18 protein-coding genes and 1 pseudogene are annotated in these 17525 nt (G+C 55.2%); 7 read left to right on the top strand and 12 right to left on the bottom strand.

Features of this window, described 5'->3' with window-relative positions; all coding sequences use genetic code 11:
• Window positions 1-97: 97 nt before the first annotated feature.
• Window positions 98-403, bottom strand: a pseudogene (locus BIS10_RS11565) (radical SAM protein); the annotation flags it as partial.
• Between the two features lie 170 nt (window positions 404-573).
• Between BIS10_RS11565 and BIS10_RS11560 the strand changes: the two are divergent.
• Window positions 574-1119, top strand: a complete 546-nt coding sequence (locus tag BIS10_RS11560) for a DinB family protein (RefSeq protein ID WP_083026027.1) — start codon at window positions 574-576, stop codon at window positions 1117-1119.
• A gap of 137 nt (window positions 1120-1256) precedes the next feature.
• Here the strand turns inward: BIS10_RS11560 and BIS10_RS11555 are convergent, their stop codons facing one another.
• From BIS10_RS11555 to BIS10_RS11540, 4 genes are all read right to left on the bottom strand, one after another.
• Window positions 1257-1922, bottom strand: a complete 666-nt coding sequence (locus BIS10_RS11555; protein WP_083026025.1) for a hypothetical protein — start codon at window positions 1920-1922, stop codon at window positions 1257-1259.
• Window positions 1923-1980: 58 nt separating this feature from the next.
• Window positions 1981-2484: an opioid growth factor receptor-related protein gene (locus BIS10_RS11550; RefSeq protein ID WP_083026023.1), complete on the bottom strand. Its 504-nt coding sequence runs from the start codon at window positions 2482-2484 to the stop codon at window positions 1981-1983.
• A gap of 73 nt (window positions 2485-2557) precedes the next feature.
• Window positions 2558-3592 (bottom strand): YafY family protein, encoded by a 1035-nt coding sequence (locus BIS10_RS11545; RefSeq protein ID WP_253505420.1) that lies wholly within the window; start codon window positions 3590-3592, stop codon window positions 2558-2560.
• Window positions 3593-3632: 40 nt separating this feature from the next.
• On the bottom strand, window positions 3633-4256 hold the full coding sequence (locus BIS10_RS11540) for a hypothetical protein (protein ID WP_253505419.1): 624 nt from the start codon (window positions 4254-4256) through the stop codon (window positions 3633-3635).
• 340 nt (window positions 4257-4596) lie between these two features.
• On the opposite strand from BIS10_RS11540, the gene BIS10_RS11535 reads away from it, so the two are divergent.
• The 4 genes from BIS10_RS11535 (at window position 4597) to BIS10_RS11520 (ending at window position 7014) form a co-directional block, all read left to right on the top strand.
• Window positions 4597-4986, top strand: a complete 390-nt coding sequence (locus tag BIS10_RS11535; protein WP_083026021.1) for a hypothetical protein — start codon at window positions 4597-4599, stop codon at window positions 4984-4986.
• A 56-nt stretch (window positions 4987-5042) separates the two neighbouring features.
• Complete coding sequence (locus BIS10_RS11530; RefSeq protein ID WP_139794520.1) at window positions 5043-5417, top strand: hypothetical protein; 375 nt, start codon at window positions 5043-5045, stop codon at window positions 5415-5417.
• 59 nt (window positions 5418-5476) lie between these two features.
• Window positions 5477-5878 carry a lysozyme inhibitor LprI family protein gene (locus BIS10_RS11525; protein ID WP_083026019.1) on the top strand — a complete coding sequence of 134 codons (402 nt, stop codon included), beginning with the start codon at window positions 5477-5479 and terminating at the stop codon, window positions 5876-5878.
• A 173-nt stretch (window positions 5879-6051) separates the two neighbouring features.
• On the top strand, window positions 6052-7014 hold the full coding sequence (locus tag BIS10_RS11520) for a nuclease-related domain-containing protein (RefSeq protein WP_083026018.1): 963 nt from the start codon (window positions 6052-6054) through the stop codon (window positions 7012-7014).
• A 21-nt stretch (window positions 7015-7035) separates the two neighbouring features.
• On the opposite strand, the gene BIS10_RS11515 is transcribed toward BIS10_RS11520, so the two are convergent.
• Entirely contained in the window at window positions 7036-7974 is a 939-nt protein-coding gene (locus tag BIS10_RS11515; protein ID WP_161491527.1) for a metallophosphoesterase, read from the bottom strand.
• A 205-nt stretch (window positions 7975-8179) separates the two neighbouring features.
• Here BIS10_RS11515 and BIS10_RS11510 point away from each other — a divergent pair, with 205 nt between their 5' ends.
• Window positions 8180-9178, top strand: a complete 999-nt coding sequence (locus BIS10_RS11510; RefSeq protein WP_253505418.1) for an ATP/GTP-binding protein — start codon at window positions 8180-8182, stop codon at window positions 9176-9178.
• Window positions 9175-9723 (top strand): hypothetical protein, encoded by a 549-nt coding sequence (locus BIS10_RS11505; protein ID WP_054645381.1) that lies wholly within the window; start codon window positions 9175-9177, stop codon window positions 9721-9723. The genes BIS10_RS11510 and BIS10_RS11505 overlap by 4 nt, the downstream gene beginning before the upstream one ends.
• A gap of 25 nt (window positions 9724-9748) precedes the next feature.
• On the opposite strand, the gene BIS10_RS11500 is transcribed toward BIS10_RS11505, so the two are convergent.
• The 6 genes from BIS10_RS11500 to ptsP all read right to left on the bottom strand — a co-directional run.
• Window positions 9749-10102: a hypothetical protein gene (locus tag BIS10_RS11500; RefSeq protein ID WP_083026012.1), complete on the bottom strand. Its 354-nt coding sequence runs from the start codon at window positions 10100-10102 to the stop codon at window positions 9749-9751.
• A 173-nt stretch (window positions 10103-10275) separates the two neighbouring features.
• The gene (locus BIS10_RS11495) at window positions 10276-10656 is read right to left on the bottom strand and encodes a gamma-glutamylcyclotransferase (RefSeq protein ID WP_083026010.1); all 381 of its coding nucleotides are present in this window, start codon (window positions 10654-10656) and stop codon (window positions 10276-10278) included.
• 86 nt (window positions 10657-10742) lie between these two features.
• Window positions 10743-12410: a glucose-6-phosphate isomerase gene (pgi, locus tag BIS10_RS11490; protein WP_253505417.1), complete on the bottom strand. Its 1668-nt coding sequence runs from the start codon at window positions 12408-12410 to the stop codon at window positions 10743-10745.
• A 235-nt stretch (window positions 12411-12645) separates the two neighbouring features.
• Window positions 12646-14385 carry a PTS fructose-like transporter subunit IIB gene (locus BIS10_RS11485; protein WP_253505416.1) on the bottom strand — a complete coding sequence of 580 codons (1740 nt, stop codon included), beginning with the start codon at window positions 14383-14385 and terminating at the stop codon, window positions 12646-12648.
• Window positions 14382-15353, bottom strand: a complete 972-nt coding sequence (gene pfkB, locus BIS10_RS11480) for a 1-phosphofructokinase (protein WP_253505415.1) — start codon at window positions 15351-15353, stop codon at window positions 14382-14384. The genes BIS10_RS11485 and pfkB overlap by 4 nt, the downstream gene beginning before the upstream one ends.
• The coding region (gene ptsP / locus BIS10_RS11475) for a phosphoenolpyruvate--protein phosphotransferase (RefSeq protein ID WP_253505414.1) at window positions 15353-17525 on the bottom strand (2173 nt) is incomplete at its 5' end. The genes pfkB and ptsP, both read right to left, overlap by 1 nt.

The following is a 17525-nucleotide window of genomic DNA, read 5'->3' as shown; positions in this document are numbered from 1 at the left end:
AGCGCCGACACAGCACAAGTGATAACTTGTCACCGGTTGAGTATGAAAGGCGTTACTTTAAGAGCCTAACGGGTGTCTAGAATATCCGGGGCGATTCATCCAGCCCCGGTGATAAATCCCAATAGGCGTGGGAGGGGCGCGCATAGCAGTAGACACAGCCATGCTCACAGCCGCGATAGGGATTAAGCGAACGATCAAAAGGTAAATCTGGCGATTTGTTCCAAGAGAGTGCGCTTTTACTGGCTTCCTCGCGCACTTCTGTTGCCAGCGAAATAGAGGCTTCTTCCTGCCACCAGCCGTCATCCTCCGCCACGCTGCGGGTAGGGGCGAAGCGGTTATGCGGGTCGTAGGTTGCACCGCGCCCTTTATGCACGGTAGCGCGGGAAGGGTCAAACGCCGCCATCTGCCACCTCGTAAGATATGTCGCTATATATGTTTAAACATACAGTATATGGCGTATGAAAGAAGGTGCAAGTACCAAGCGATTGGCTTCACTCAAGCAGGAATAAAAGACACTGCTAGCCCATACTGATGAGTGCGTGATGGTTTGCCTGGAAAGAGGGAATTTGCCTTATGAGCCTGCAAGCGCATTTTGTACTGATGGCACGGTATAACCAGTGGATGAATGCAAAGGTATATGACGCAGCCAGCAGGTTGAGCGCAGCTGAACTGGCCGAAGAGCGAGGGGCTTTTTTTGGCTCTATTCTAGGTACGCTGAACCATTTAGTCGTTGCCGATACGCTTTGGCTAAAGCGGTTTGCGACCCACCATTCCTCCTCAACCACTTTGGCCGTTATGGAGCCGCTGCCTATTCCAGGCCGGCTTGATCAGCCGATGTTTGATGATTTGGAAGGTTTAACAGCACATCGTAAATGGCTAGATGACGTCATTATCAACTGGATCGTCGCGCTAACAGATGATGAGTTAAACGCCGCTCTGAGTTACCACAACACGAAAGGCGTGGCATCAAGTAAACGCTTCTCACAGCTTATCTACCACTTCTTCAACCACCAAACCCACCATCGCGGACAAGTGAGCACCTTGCTCTTCCAGGTAGGTATCGATGTTGGCGACACAGACCTGCTGGCCCTAATACCAGACGAGCCTGAAAAACGATAAGATACTTAGCCCTGTCTAATAGAGCCTTATTGCTGATAGAGCTGTACCAAAGGCAGCCATGAATACTCTGGTAAGTGTTATAGGCTGCTGATTTTATTTGATATTTTTGCTATCTATATATTAGTGTGTCGGTCGGCTCACAAGAAGCGCCGCTCTAAGGAAGGAATTTCAAGCCCCATATCATCGGAGTACTCGTAGGTTATTCCATTTTCCTGCTCTAATATGCTGGATGCATAAGATCTGAGCCACAATTTTATACTTTTAGCTGAAAGTACATAGCCTTTTGAGCTTTCACTTCCTTTCAGCCGGTCTGGTAGTGCCCAGCCTGTTTTTTCCAAATTAGCTACCGTCACGATGAGATGCGCGAGTAATGGTTGTTCCGGGGCTACTTCTTCATGGAAATGGGGCCAGAACTCTTGATCACCTTCGGAGGCTTTCCATCCCTTATAGTCGTTAACCTCTGAGAGGTTTTTATAAGGATGTGAATGAAAGGTTCCAACTAGCTCTATATTGGGCCAGTAGTGTTCAAAAAACTCTTTTTTGCTACGTAATGAGTCAAAGTTGGGGGCTACCCACTCGTTATGGCGAACTGCGGAAGTTTCAACGGTGGCCATTGTGGCGATGACTTTGGCAGGTAATGTACCCTTGGCCGGAATAGAGTAGCCCCATAACAGCCCAAAAGTTTCCAGTTGGTCAAACCCTTTTGAGCGCAGAGTGCTTCTATGGCTAAATTTGTATGCTTCAATAGCGGTAGTGAACATCTGCGGAACGATGTTATCTTCGATATATGCAATTTTCTTCATATTGTTAATTATTCCTATGTGAGTTATGTAAGTAGCGTAACAAATAGTTTAATTTTCATTAAATAGCACCTTGCCAATAACGAACGGATGTTTCACCCACCACGCCATGCTGCGTACCAATCTCAATCACCGCTTGTTGGAGCGCGCGGGCCAAAGTTGGTTGGTGGCATAACGCTAACGACCGAATCATGCGCGTAATACGCAGATGGTTATGGCCCCCAGCTTTCAACCAGATATGGGTTTGTATCGATAGCGTTGGCTGAGCGGTGATGACGTTGCCATCCCGTGTTAGCCCCAAAAAATTTAACATTACATCCAGTGAGCGTTGCTGGTGGTGGCGTAAGCGCTCGTCATTCGCAAAAGCTGCTTGCACCGCAGGCGTTAAGAGCGGCGCAAAGCTATTAAAACGGCTCGCTTCTGGAATAGGAAACAGCCACTGAATATAGTCGTGGGTATGCTCTAGCCAAAAAGGCGAGAGCGCCCAGATATCTTCAAGTAAACGCCCTTTATGATCAGGGGATTCACCGCGATAAAACGCGAGTAAGCGGGTATCGTTATCCATTATGTCTCCCCATTAACATTTCAGCGTGGCCATGCAGCGCCAATCCGAGCGCAGGCAGTTTTCGTACAAAGCCTCAGTGTGTCTCGCAGGCAAGCGGCGTGTCCTGGTAGTGCGCTAGTACCTGCTCAGCACTCTTTTTTAATGCCTCACGCCACGTGGCAGGGGCGGTGACTTTCACATTGGCGCCCATGCCCATCAGCCACCAGAGGGTTTGCTGGTCATCCGGTACTTGGGCGGTTAACCGGTACCAGTTACTGTCGGGGAGGGCTTCAATGGTTTGCGTCTCAGAAAGCGGTGTTTCCTGCAGCAACCACGCCACAGGTTTTGCGATTTCGGCTTCCAGTGTCACATCGCTTGGCCCTTGCCGATAACCAAACGCGCCGCTCTGAATATAGTGGTCAATATCAAAATCAGATTGTGACTGCCAGGGGTGTTGGCTGAGCGAGGCTTGTTTAATGCGATGCAGGGCAAACTGACGCAAATCCTCAAACCCGTTTACATGGGCCAGTAAATAAGTCGCGCTATGGCGGCTGACGATGCCTTGCGGATGAAGCGTGAACGGCTTTTCTGTTTCGCTGGAGCGCGACAAATAGACAACATCAACTGCCTTTTGCTCAAGCAAGGCTTCAGAAATAGTTTGCCAAGTGGACTCATCTATTTCAGCCGGAATCAGCGCTTTACCATTAGGAATGGCACGTACTTTTTTTGCCCATTGGCTAAGCCCGTTGGCGTTCATTTCATCCAATAACCGCCGAGCATCGGTAAAGTGGGGCGATAATTGTCCGACCACCACCGGGGGTAAGAGCCCTTTTAAATACTCTTCCGCTAGCACCAGCGTTAAGGCGCTGGGTACATCCAGTGCCGGTAGCTGGCACTGAAAATCACGATCAAAATACCAGCGGTAAGGCTTCTGGCTATCGTCGCAGCCAATCGGAAACTGAGTGGAGAGCTTCTGGCTAAGGTCACGCTGTAGGGAGCGAGTGTCGATCTTAAAACCGCGCTCGGCAAGCTTCTCCTTTAGCACAGGGGTCGCGATACGCCCAGGAAAGCGGGGAATCAGCTGCAGCATGGTTAAATAACGAAAGAGCGTATCGCGTGCTTCGGACATAGTAACGCCAACCTTGGCCACTGTGATAAAGATTAAGAGTTTACCGCGCCTCACAAAACTTAGCGACTCTCTCGGGTAACCCATTGGTCTCTTTGGCGATTAGGTGAGCGCGATGACGCCAGAGCATGGCAACTCGCACATCGGGTTGCGCATTGGGCAAGTGCCACCAAAGCTCGGCAGGGTGAGTATCTGCCGTGACTTCGAGAGACGTGCCAGGGTGCCCCTCCAACCAGCGATACACCTCCATTGCATTGCGGCCCACGCACACCGGAAACAGCGGTGCATCAACCGGTAGCGCAACACCTAACGCCAGCAGCAGCGTGTTCACTTCATGGTCGCACGCCAGGTGCCAACGATGCCGACTAGCTACCAAGGGGGCGGTAAGATGCCCCGCCACACAATGCCAAATCAGATGCGCCTGCAAATAGTGGCGCGCTTCTTCCGTCAGCGTGGCGCTATAGCGAGGGCAAAAATAGAGAAACTTGCCATCGGTGCTGGCGCTACCGAAATATTGATCAGTAATAGGAGACAACATTAAGAACTGGCTAAAAAAGCTCATAACAGGCAGCGTTTCGGCCCATGTGTCGCGATCCGCCTGCCACTTCGCAAGCTCCTGTCGAGCGCAATCATCAGTAATTAAACAATTGGGCATCATCACCATCATCTTTACCCTCCGCGATGTTAGAGGTGCACGTTATAGTGATGATGCGACAACTAATGTCGCGTTATTTTTGAATATGCATACTTAGGCGTTATGTGGAGAGGAGGGCGATAAGAGAAAGTAGTAGCCTGAATCACTAGCCCGCCATGCATCATAATGATAACCTCACTATCATTAACTCCCTCCGCTGTTTAGCATGAAGCATATGTTGCGACATAAGATGTCGGAGCATGGGGGTATCAATAGAATTTGGTATAAAGCCAAATGCGTGGCCATGGTGGCTGCGTAATAGAAGAGTGGCTAAAGCCACTACGATAAATATGGATCAAAAGGGATCATTGTAATGAAAATGCTGAAGTTAGGATTTGCGGTGGTTAGTATGGCCGTGTTATCAGGTTGTGCCACTCTCACTAACGACCCAACAGTACCTGTCGCTCTATCGTTTAGTGATGGCTCTGATGGGCAATGCAAGTTACAGAATAAGCGTGGTTCGTGGCAAGCTACTATCCCTGGTACTTATCCTATCCGGCGCTCAGATGATGACCTGAAATACGATTGTGAAACATTCGACGGTCGCGAAGCGTTTGGTTCAATCCCTAGCACTGTGGGAGCTAAGATCGTAGCGAGTGCGGTATTTATCGACTTTGGCATTACGGATGCTATTACCGATAAACACCGGGACTACCCCTCTAACTTTGTAATCCCAATCAATCGTGCCGAATCTCAGCAGTAAGGCATAAAGATAAGCACCAAAATAGGTGCTTATCTTCTTTCCAGGGGATATGTCTAATGTTGCACCGCTTAGCTACCTTTCGCACAGTGACAGCAAGTTTCATCTTTCTTGCATTAGCAGGATGCGGCTCGGTAGGAGTGCAGCCTGTCGCAATGGGGGTTGCTAAACCCGCTAATTGTGCGTTGGATCAGTACGTCAGTGAAAATGACATCGAGCAACCTTATGAAGTGGCTTGCATGATTTCATCAAAAACGGGCACAACGCTTGGGCATGATAAAAGTGCTTCAGCAGCGATCAACAACGCTCGTGCGGATGCCTGCGCCTGTGGCGCTGATGCGATTGTTGTGGAGTCTGCAGAAGAAGAGGGCATTACCCTTTTCACCTGGGGTCAAGGCAAAGCTCAGCTAAAAGCAGTACGATACTTAGATTAAACCACGCGCTACCAGCCCAGCATTGCTGGACTGCTTCGTAAATCTGATAAGAGATGGTAATGCAAAAAGTTTATCAAATAGTAGCGTTTGCATTTTGCGTGCTTTTACCGCTAGCGGCTACTGCACAAAGCAGCACCGATGATGAATATAGCGCCCGTTATAACAAATGCATGGATGCCTCCGGTGGCGTCACGGTGAACATGCTGAACTGTATTGCCGATGAAATAGCCGCCCAGGATACACGATTAAACACGGCGTATAGCGATGCCCGTAGCGAGCTTTCCGAAGAGCGCCGCGAAGCTTTACTCGCCGCCCAGCGCTTATGGATCTCCTACCGAGACGCCAACTGCAACTTCTACGCCACGGCGGGCGGTACGCTGGCGCAAGTAGTGAGTAATGAATGCTTTTTACGGGAAACCGCCCAGCGTGCTACTGAGCTGGAAAATATGGTGGGGTGGTAGGTGGTCTACGCGTAGATACCCAATGGGGCACTTTAATAAGCCACGGTGATGGGTACTCTATCTTAGCCAGGACGGAGCTTGGTAAGCGTTAGATATGAAGGCCAAGCGTATAGCCAGTTAATCAGAGTGGGCCAAAAGAACGCGCTTGAAGCTTGAGTAAGGAGACAAATGCAGTGATCTTGAAGGAAAAAGATGCTTTAGCGTCCAGTGATAAGCGCAGCCAGTACGGGTACCAGCAAGAAAAGGATGTGGCGTTTTACCTGCGCCGCGAGTTTGGGGATCACGACCAAGTGCTAGTCTTCAACGATTTGCGCTTAACGCATAACGGAGAAAACGCGCAGATCGATCATCTGGTGGTTTACCCGTTTGGTTTTATCGTCATTGAATCCAAAAGTATTAGCGGCAAAGTCAATGTGAACGCTGAGGGGGAGTGGTCTCGCAGCTATCGCGGCGAATGGCGAGGTATGCCGTCTCCCATACGGCAAGCCGAGCTGCAGCAGGCCTTACTGAAAGACCTGTTACGCGCAAATGTTGAGAAGTTCGTTCGCAAAATTCTCGGCATTCAAGGCCAAGTAGGTGGGCGAGAGTGGCATGTGCTTTGTGCCGTCTCCAGCTCGGCCATTTTAGACCGCAAGAAAATGCCAGCAAAAATATCTGAACTCACGGTGAAGTCTGAGTTTGTTGTAGAGCACGTTAAGAAACTGATGGGTTCGCTAGGTTCGTTATCGGTATTAAAAGGGCGTGCCCGTTTCAACGAACAAGAGCTTTCAGCGCTAGGCAACTTTTTAATTCAGCAGGATGCCGAGGCTAGGAAAACTTACCAGCCCTCACAGCCCGCTCAAGAGCATGCAGTACCTACCATTCGAGAGCCCGGCGTGGTGGAAGCCCCTCGCACAGCGCGCTTAACCTGCAGGCATTGCGGCGAAGCACATCTGCTGGAAGACCGCTACGGCAAATATGGCTATTTCGTCCGCTGCGGAAGTTGCCATAAAAACACGCCGATGAAACCCACTTGCGCTGAGTGCCAATCGCGCTCCGTCGTGGTGAATAAGAGCGGCCCGACCTATACCGCCACCTGCAAAAGCTGTAGTCACAAATTCATGCTCTTCCAGGCGGAGGTTAGTGCGAAAGCATAATCACTTTGCGGCTCTGTTCCTCTAGCGGGCAATAGCAGCGTGGCGTGTTTTTGTTGTGGTAGACGAACGCGCAACACTTACGCTGGTGAACCACTTTGATGCTAATGCCACACCTGGCGAGTGGCGATAAGCCACCAGTTCTACGCCATAGGCCGCTGCATAATCTAAACACGCTATATTGCGCCCAAGGCGCATAGGGAAACCCGTCATCGCATAATGACCAAAAAAGACAGGGTTGGCGTTGGTTGAGTAGCCATTTTCACGCGCCAAGGTTGGTTCCAACTCCATGGGGTGAGTGAGCCCTACATCATTAGGCCACCAGCGCACACGTTTACGTGTGGTACGGAATCCGGTCGCTGATGCGTAGGGGCGCAGTGCATGCTCGCAGCCAGCTACTACACGGTCTATTGCAAAATAGGTAGGCGAGTAAGTGTCTTGATAGGCCGCCATGGCATGGTCATCCAAGCAGTGAATACCGGCTGCCTTGAGATGCTGAATTGACGTTTCATGCCACCATGCGTGCACCACGCGGCACTGCCCCACTTCGAGGTAGAGTGGCTGTGTTCGCAGCCACTTAAAATGATCCAACAACAACGCTAAGCCGTCTTCCTCAGCGGCAAATTCATCGACCAGCCGTTGGCGATCGTGATGTTGTCGCGTTGCTTGAATAAAGGCGCGAGGGTTGTCTTGGTGCTGGTAGGTATCGCGTACCCAGTTCAGCTCATGGTTTCCCACTACCATTAGTGCCTGCCCCGCATCGACCATTTGACGTACCAAGCGAAGCACCGCACATGGGGCCTGCCCCTTATCAATAAGATCGCCGACAAACACCGCCAAGTGCCCCGGCTGGCTCCAACCCTGGCTCTCTTCGCGATACCCTAAGCGCATTAGCAGCTTCACTAACGTGTCGAACTGCCCGTGAACATCCCCGATGATATCGTAATGCGTTATGCTACCCATGCGCGGTCTCCTACTGTGGTGAGCAATCAGCTTCCCACAGCAGTGCGACATTAGGTGTCGCTCAGGTGGCTAGGCTTGCTTTTGGCAGCATAACTCTTGGATGGAGATAGCTCTCTAAGCACTTTCCACTGGCCGGTGGCGTGACGTTTATAGAATATCAGCATTTAATGCACTGATCTCTCAGTAAACCACTGAAGGAAAGCGTATGTTCCAAACCCTGGCGTTGGAGAATTTTACCGCCTTTAAGGAAACCTCTTTCGAGTGGTCGCCGGGCGTGAACGTGCTTATCGGTGCCAATGGCACCGATAAAACGCATATCATGAAATTAATGTATGCCTTGCAGATGCAGGGTCACGATGCGGCTGAACTGAAAAAGAAGCTGGCGGCGGTTTTTCGCCCTAGCGGCGATAAAGTATCACGCTTGGTTAACCGCAAAAAAGGCAGCAATACGGCGCGCATTAGCTTGTCCAACAGTGCGGCCCAGTCGTTATCGCTTACCTTTGATACCACTAGGCATCACACGTTTGAACTCCAGGGTGAGTGGGCTGTCGAGCGTTCCCCCGTATTCATTCCCGTTAAAGAGGTGCTCTCTTTCGCTCCCGGCTTTATCTCGCTCTATGATAAATATGAGCTCGCGTTCGAGGAAGTCTATTACGATATTATCAAACAAGCTTACTTGCCTGCCCGCAAGGGAATGCCACTCAATGATGAAAAGCCACTATTAGAGCTCATCCGCAAGACGGTAGGTGGAAAGGTGACATTAGAGGGGGATGAATTTCACCTTAGCGCAGGAAGTAAGAAGTTGGAAATGTCGCTGGTGGCAGAAGGGCACCGCAAATTGGCTCTGATTTGGCAGTTGATCCATAATGGCTCGCTATTTGCCAACAACACACTATTTTGGGATGAGCCAGAAGCGAACCTTAACCCTGCGCTCATGCCAGAGGTGGCTAAAATTCTGCTTATGCTTGCAGAGCGTGGTGTGCAAGTATTTGTAGCAACCCACGATTATGCCTTTCTGCGGGAATTGGATTTTGCACGTCAGGAGACGCCTACACGCTACTTCTCCCTTGAGCTAACGCAGGAGGATGGCGTTATTGCACATAGTTTCAGCCGCTACCGGGACATTCGGCCTAATAAAATTGCGGACGAGTTTCAGCGTCTTTACGACTTGGAAGTTCGTCACTCGCTGGGGGACTTTTCGTGAAACCCTGGGAGGCAAAGCCGGAGTGGTGCGAGTCGGATTTATACTTTGATTTTTCTCAAGCTCGTCAAGTAATTAAGCTAGACGACCAAGTGGCAGCCGCTGGTTTAACGCATCTATTAAAGGGTGGCGTTGATTTTGTTGTGGAGTGGGACACGCAATTATGGCTACTGGAAATTAAAGACCCAGAGAGCGGTGCTATTCCTGAACAGCATCGAGAAAAGCAGAGGCAACGCTTTCTTGCGGATATCGTCAGCCAATCGCTTATCGAGCGGCACTTATTCCCAAAACTGCGTGACAGCCTTATCTTTTTGGGGCTGGAGTATGGCGTTGTCAATAAGCCGCTGCGCTATATTACCTTAATAGGTTTGAGTGACTTAGAGCCTGCTCAGTTAGCAGGTTTACGAGACAGGCTCTGGCGAACAGAATGGGTGTCTGGGCCGCGTTATAGCGGTTGGCGCAAATCCTTTGATGTGCAGGCGTTCAACGTTGATCAATGGAATCGCCTGATGACCAAGTGCCCTATACTGCGTATCAGCCAGCAGTAGGCGGCTTTTCTTGGCGTTCATTACCCTACACAAACCCCATTGGCTGGCGCTGCCCTTGCTGTTCGCGCTCTTCCAGCGTTAGCGCATCTAGCAGCGTGTTCAAGCGGATGGGCAGCCCACGCAAGTCCAGTTGGTCTAGCGCTGTACGCACGTTGCCGGGGGTTAGGCGGCGCTGGGCTAGGTGGTTGGCGGGAATGGTGGCTAAACGGCGGTGGTCGCGTTCGGGTAGAACGGCTTTCAGCAGTTCGCGCAGCGGCTCGGGGGCTAGCGGTAAAAACTCGACCTTGAGATCAAAGCGGCGCATTACTGCGCGGTCTAGGCTTTCCACGCGGTTGGTGGTGGCAAGCAAAATGCCGTCGAAGTTCTCAATTTGCACCATTGGAGGCTTCGCCCCCTGAGCTGCTGGTGGTCTTTACCGATGGCTATATTGCCACTCCGCCCCAGCCGCCCGGTTACCCAGTGCTGTGGTGCTTGGCAGAGGACGGGCAGGCTCCGGCGAGCTGGGGGCAATCGTTAGCTTTAGGTGTTGCCGACACCATAACGTAGTGATGACTACCACTCGCCACTGTCCATCAGCGACCCTTGCTCAACGGCTGGGTTGTAGATGTAGCACCATGCGTCACCGTACTGGGTAGGTAGTGTCGTGCGGTTATAGAGGCCTTGGCTTGGCGCGTGGTGAAAGTAGCCCTCCAACTGGTCGAGCCGCGCTAGCTGTTCAGCGTTAATGGCATACACCTCCACCGCAACGCCTGTGGATGGCGTGAGCTTAGCGCCTGGGTAGGGGCCAAGGTCGTAAAGTGTGATTCCCGTTAAACGGTCTTGGCCCAGCATGTCAGCGCCGTTTAACCAATGATGATTGCGATGGCCGTGCTTTAACGTGCCGTATACTGCTACTCGCGGGCAGCGCTGGATGGCTTGGTGAAGATGCTGCATGACGTTCACCTCGTACAATATGATAAGAGATATTGCAGAAGCGCCCTGGCAGCTTGCCAAGGCGCTGTGCTTACTTACCTTTTAACCTAGCGTTTCTTACGCACCGGTTTTTTTTCACCCGTTGTTGGCTCTGCGTGTTGGGTTTGATGCGCCGTGCTGGGAAAGTGGGCGCGCACCAGCTCAAGCAGCCCCTGCGTAGAAGCGTCGAAGTCGGCGGCGTTGGCGTCGATGCGCTCGCTGATTTCACCCGCAATGCGCTTGCCTAGTTGTACGCCCCACTGGTCGAACGAGTTGATGTTCCAAATCACGCCCTGCACGAACACCTTGTGTTCGTAGAGCGCAATCAGCGCGCCCAGGTTTTTCGGCGTTAGCTCGTCGAGCAGCAGAGTGCTGGAGGGGCGGTTGCCGGGGCAGCTGTAGGGGTCGAGCTGGCTAAGCTCTTTGCTGTCGCCTTGGCTGCCTTCCATGAAGGCGTTGGCTTGGGCCAGCATGTTGGTCAGCAGCGCGAAGTGGTGGTCTTCCACGCCCGGTTCCGGCTTGAGCGAAGCGATAAAGTCGATGGGCACATAGCGCGTGCCCTGGTGCAGCAGCTGGAAGAAGGCGTGCTGGCCGTTGGAGCCGGTTTGGCCCCATACAATCGGGCCGGTTTTGTAGTTCACCGGGTGGCCGAAAATATCTACCGACTTACCGTTAGACTCCATATCCAACTGCTGCAGGAAAGAGGGCAGCTGGTTCAGCGCTTGGTCGTAGGGCACGATGGCCTGGGTTTCCGCGCCGATAAAGTTGATGTACCAGATGCCAATCAGCGCCATCAGTACCGGCATGTTCTGAGCGAAAGGCGCTTCGATAAAGTGGCGGTCCATCTCATGGGCGCCTTCCAGCAGCTCAATAAAGCCTTCAAAGCCAATCGAGAGTGCAATGGGCAAACCGATGGAAGACCACATGGAGTAGCGGCCGCCCACCCAGGCCCAAAACTCGAACACGTTCTCTTCGCGAATACCGAACTCCATCGCCGCTTTGCGGTTGGTGGAGGCGGCAATAAAGTGCGCGCCCACATCCGCGTCTTCGCCAGCGTTCTCCAGGAACCAGCGCCGCGCAGTCTTGGCGTTGAGCAGGGTTTCCTGGGTGGAGAAGGTTTTGGTAGAGACGATAAACAGCGTGGTGGCGGGGTCTAGCCGCGACAGCACTTTCTGAATATGGGTGCCGTCCACGTTAGAAACAAAGTGGAAGTGCAGCTCCGGGTGGCGATACTTCAACAGCGCACGCACCGCCATGTTGGGGCCGAGGTCCGAGCCACCAATACCGATATTGACCACGTCTTTAATGCGCTGGCCGTTATAGCCTTTCCACTCGCCGCTACGCACCGCTTCCGAGAACAGCTTGATCTGCTCGCGGGTGCGGGTGATTTCTGGCATCACGTCTTCGCCGTCCACATACACCGGCTCATCGCCCAAATGGCGTAGGGCGGTGTGGAGTACCGGACGGTTCTCGGTCACGTTGATAATGTCGCCAGAGAACATCTGGGCGCGGCGCTGTACCAGGGCGGAGTGGTCGGCTAGCTCAATCAGTTTGGCCAGCACTTCATCCGATACCTGATGCTTGGAGTAATCTAGAAAGAGGCCGCCGACGCGCAGGCTCATTTTTTCAAAGCGCTGCGGATCATTCGTAAAGTAGTCACGAATTCGGTCATTGGCGGTTTTATCGCGCAGGCGCTCTAGGGCCTGCCAAGTAACGCTGCGAGTGAGTTGAAACATAACGGGCGGTCCTGTTGTTTTTGCATCTGTTTTACATCGTTATCGCTAACGGGGCGTGTCCAACCCCTGGCGTCGCTGTTATTTATGTAAAAATACTACATATTGCGCGCTTGAGAACAACAGTTAGCGATAAATGGTAAGAAAAATGGTTAATAAAACAGCGGGGTGGTGGACGTCTTGAACGGCTGACTAAACAGCAAAAGGGCGAGGTTGCCTCGCCCTTAGTGTGCCGCCTTTAGCTGGCAACGGCGACTTGGGCAGCATCACGCTTGATAAACGCGTAGCCCAGGCCGGTAATCAAAGAGCCTACCACAATGGCTCCCAGGTAAAGCAGAGCCGGGGTAATAGCGTTAGGAATCAGCAGCACGAAGATACCGCCATGGGGAGCCATCAGTTTGGCACCCACCAGCATAGAAAGCGCACCTGTAACCGCGCCACCGGCGATACAGGCGGGAATCACGCGCAGCGGGTCTTTCGCCGCGAAGGGAATCGCGCCTTCACTGATAAAGCACAGGCCCAGCACGAACGAGGCTTTACCCGCTTCGCGCTCGGGGGCAGAGAACTTATTACGCGCCACGAAGCTGGCAATACCCATACCAATTGCGGGCACCATGCCGGCGGCCATGATCGCGGCCATTGGGCCGTAGGTTTCAGAGGCCAGCAGGCCGACGCCAAAGGTGTAGGCCGCTTTGTTGACCGGGCCGCCTAGGTCAAAGCACATCATGGCTCCGAGCAGAATGCCCAGCAGCACAGCATTGGTCGAGCCCATGGACTCCAAGAAGCTGGTGAGCGCGCTCAGCACGGCAGCCACCGGCTCGCCAATCACGTAGATCATCGTCAGGCCGGTGACCAAGCTGGCAATCAGCGGGATGATCAGAATCGGTTTGAGCGACTCAACGCTGGAGGGCAGTTTTACATGGCGCGTGACGGCGAGGGCCACGTAGCCCGCCAGGAAACCGGCCAGAATACCGCCGATAAACCCGGAACCAATCTCGGCGGCGAGCATGCCGCCAATCATGCCGGGGGCAATACCAGGGCGGTCGGCGATGGAGTAGGCGATGTAGCCCGCCAGAACGGGAATCATCAGCGCGAAGGCCGTGCCGCCACCAATCTGCATCAGCGCAGCGGCCAGGGTGCCTTCTTCCTGGAACGCTTCGATACCGAACACGAACGAGAGGGCTATTAACAAGCCACCCGCCACCACCATGGGCAGCATAAAGGAAACACCGGTCAGCAGGTGTTTATAGACGCCTTTCTCTTTCATGCCTTTTTTGGCGGTGGCGCTGCTGCTGGCGGCGCTGGTGCCGTCCTCAACGGCGGCATCGGTGAAAGCGGCTTCAAGGGTCGGGCGCGGCTTTTTCAGCGCGTTACTGGTAGACGTGCGATAAATACGCTTACCTGCAAAGCGTGAAGGATCCACTTCGATATCGCAGGCCAATACGACCACGTCAGCGTCGGCGATTTCCGCTTCCGTGAGTTTGTTTTGCGCGCCCACTGAGCCTTGGGTTTCCACGCGAATCTGGTGGCCCATGGCCTTACCCGCTTCGGCCAGCGCTTCGGCGGCCATAAAGGTGTGGGCAACACCGGTGGGGCAGGCGGTGACGGCAACGATTTTTTTGCCATTCCCGCTGCTGGCCGGGGCGGCAGCAGTGGCTGCCGGAGCACTGTAAATCGGCGCTTCCCGCTTAGCTTGGCTTAAAAAGGCGCTGGGGTCGGGCAGGGCGCTGGCAATTGGAGCCTGGAATAGCCGCTTGCCTTCGAACCGCTCTGGGGCGGGCACGTGGTCGGCAGCCACGACGATCAAATCGGCGTTAGCAATCTGCTCGGCGCTGGCGGCTTGCAGTGGCGCAATCTCGCCGTGCATCTCTACATGAACGTTCCAGCCCAGCCGCGTGGCGGCTTGCTCTAGGCGCTTGGCGGCCAGGAAAGTGGTCGCCATGCCGCTGGGGCAGGCGGTAATCAGGATTAGGTTCATCGCGTGGCTCCCTCGGTGTGGGTGTCGTCAAGACGCCGTACCCGGGTCTGTTGTTGGAGTGAGTCAAAATCATCGGCGTGGGAAGTGCCCACACCAACATGGCGTACCGCTTCGGCAGAAAGCGCCGTGGCGAAACGAAGCGTATCTTCGGGCGAGTGCTGGCTTAGCAGCCCGTGGAGCATACCGGCCACAAAGGTGTCGCCCGCGCAAACGGTATTGGTGGCGGTGACGGTCGGCGGCGTGGATTGCCAAATGCCGTGCTGGCTCACCCATAAAACGCCTTCGGCACCCGCTGAAATAAGCGCGTGTTCGATGCCGCTGGCGTGCAGCCGCTCGGCGGCGGCTTGGCGCTGTTGGTCAGAATCAAGTGCGCTGCCAGCCCAGTCGGCCAGCTCGGTTTCGTTGGGCTTTACGGCGGCAGGCTGCGCGGCAATCGCCGTGAGCAGCGCCGGTCCGCTGGTATCCACCCACAGCGGCACCCCGAAACCTTTCAGGAAGGCAAGCAGCTCGCCAAACGCGGGTTGGTCGATGCCGGGAGGCAGGCTGCCTGCGACCACCACGGCCTCAGGCGGCGCGCTACCTTCAAACAGGCTGCTTAGCGTGATGCGTAAAGCCTCCAGGTGGGCGGCTTCGATGGGCATGCCGGGGCCGTTGATATCGGTCACGCGGCCGCTCTGCTCGGCCAGTTTGGCGTTGATGCGCGTGTTGCCTGGCACCCGCACGAAGGCATCTTCGACGCCGTAACGGGGGAAGGCGAGGCTGAAAGGGGCGTCGTTCTCTTCGCCCAAGAAGCCGCTGACAATCACCTCGTGGCCTAGGCTTGCCAACACCCGCGCGACGTTCACCCCTTTACCTGCGGCTTCCAGCTGCGCGCCGGTGGGGCGGTTGACGTGCCCCAGCGTCAGCGCATCCAGGTTGAAGGCGAGATCCAGCGCTGGGTTGAGCGTAATACAGACAACTCGTGCCATTAGCTGGCCTCCAGGGCGTCGCGTACTTCGTCGCTGGTGGCTTTACTCAGCGCTAACTGGGCGCTGGCCTGGGCTTGGGCAAGATCAAACTCGCGCAGGCGGGCTTTGACCAGCGGGATTTGGCGTGCGCTCACCGATAGTTCATCAACACCCAAGCCCACCAGAACCGGCACGGCCATGGCGTCGGAAGCCAGCTCGCCGCAAACACCGACCCATTTGCCGTGAGCGTGGGCGGCTTCGACGGTCATTTGGATCAACCGCAGTACCGCTGGGTGCAGGCCATCGGCTTGAGCGGATAGCTCTGGGTGGCCGCGATCAATCGCGAGGGTGTACTGGGTTAAATCGTTGGTGCCGACCGAGAAGAAGTCCACTTCGGCAGCCAGCGTCGGTGCTAGCAAGGCGCTCGATGGTACCTCGATCATCACGCCAAGCTGTACATCGGTGGCGCGCTGCTGCGAGGAGATCTCGTTGAGCAGGCGGTCGTAAATGGCTTTGGCGGTGCGGAATTCAGCGACGTCTTTGACCATCGGCAGCATGATGCGTAACGGTTTGCCGACGGCGGCCATCAGCAGCGCGCGAATCTGAGTTTCCAGCACTTCTGGTTGGGTCAGCGCTAAGCGAATGCCGCGCAGGCCGAGGAAGGGGTTGTCTTCCTGGGGCACTGGCCAGTAGGGCAGCGGCTTGTCGCCGCCGACGTCCAGGGTGCGGGCGACGAGCGGGCGGCCATTAAGCGCATCGGTGGCTTCACGGTATTCGGCGATTTGCGTAGCCAGATCGGGAGCGCTGGAGTAAGCCATGAACAAGAACTCGGTGCGCAGCAGGCCGACCCCTTCCGCGCCGCGCTCTACGGCATCGGCGGCGTGGGCGGTGTTGCCCAGGTTGGCGGCAACCTCAACCCGGTGGCCGTCGCGGGTTTGCGCCTGCTCGAAGCGCAGCTCCCAGGCGTCCGCTTCACGCTGCTGCTGGTCGAGCAGCTGCTGCTCGGCGCGGCGCAGGCGCTCCTCGGAAGGCTGCGAGGTCACGCGGCCGCGCTCGCCATCCAGAATCATCATGCCGCCGTTGTGTAGCGCCATGATCGCTTCACCGGCACCGACTACCGCAGGAATGCCCAGCGCACGAGCCAGAATCGCGCTGTGTGCGGTCGCGCCGCCGCGAACGGTCAGCAGGCCGCGCACGCGGGAGGTATCCAAACGGGCCACATCAGAAGGGCCGATATCGTCCATCACCAGAATATAGGGGTGATCGGGCGGCTCGGGCAGGGTAACGTCGCAAAGCACGCCGAGCACGCGGCGGCCGACATCGCGCAGGTCGGCGGCGCGTTCGGCCAGCAGGCGGTCTGCCAGCATCTCTTGGGCGTGGGCGGCGGTGTCGATGGCTTCCCACCAGCCTGCTTCCGCCGAGCGGCCTTCGCGAATGGCGTCAATCGCCGCCTGGTGCAATTCGGGGTCGTCGAGCATCTCTTCGTGCATAGAGAGAATGTCGGCCACTTCGCCGCCAGGGGCGTTGTGTACCAGCGCCTGCAGCTGGGCAGCGCCCTCTTTCAGAGCGGCCTCTAAGCGTGCGATCTCTTGGGTGGGGTCGCTGGCATGCTCCGGGTAATCAAACTGCATCGGGCGAATGACGAACACCGGGGCAATCGCTAACCCTGGGGAGGCTGCCACGCCGGTGTGCGGCTTGTCGGCGGCCAGCGGCTCCACAGCAGGCTTGCTGGCGTTGGCAGCGGGCGTGGCATCGCGGCCCCCGTCGAACGGAGTGACTTTTTCACCCAAGCCCTCTTCGACAGCGGCGGCAATGGCATCTAGCGCGGCGCTTGCCTGTTCGCCCTCGGCAGAGAAGATCAGCCATTGGCCACGTCGCGCACCCAGGCCAATCACTTTGGTTAAGCTGGCGGCAGATACCGTGGTGGCGCTGCCTTCTTCCAGGCGCACGTTGATGGGCATGGGCTGGGCGCGGGCGATCTGTACCAGCTGTTTAGCCGGGCGAGCGTGCAGGCCGTGGGGGTTCAATACGCGCACGCGGCGGGTTTGGGTGCTGGCGGTTTCACCGGCCAGCGCTGCCAGCAGCTGGGCGCTATTTTTGCCCACAAAGCTGTCGCTTTCGCCGTTCTCTAGTACCGCCATCAGCTGCTCGAGCAGCGGCCGGTGGGCATCGCCGCTGGCGGCCAGGCAGAAC

Origin of the sequence: Halomonas sp. 707B3 (assembly GCF_024158645.1) — a bacterium.
Taxonomy (GTDB): Bacteria; Pseudomonadota; Gammaproteobacteria; order Pseudomonadales; family Halomonadaceae; genus Vreelandella; species Vreelandella lionensis.
Note: the sequence above shows the minus strand (reverse complement) of the source record. Positions and strands in the feature narration are given on the sequence as shown.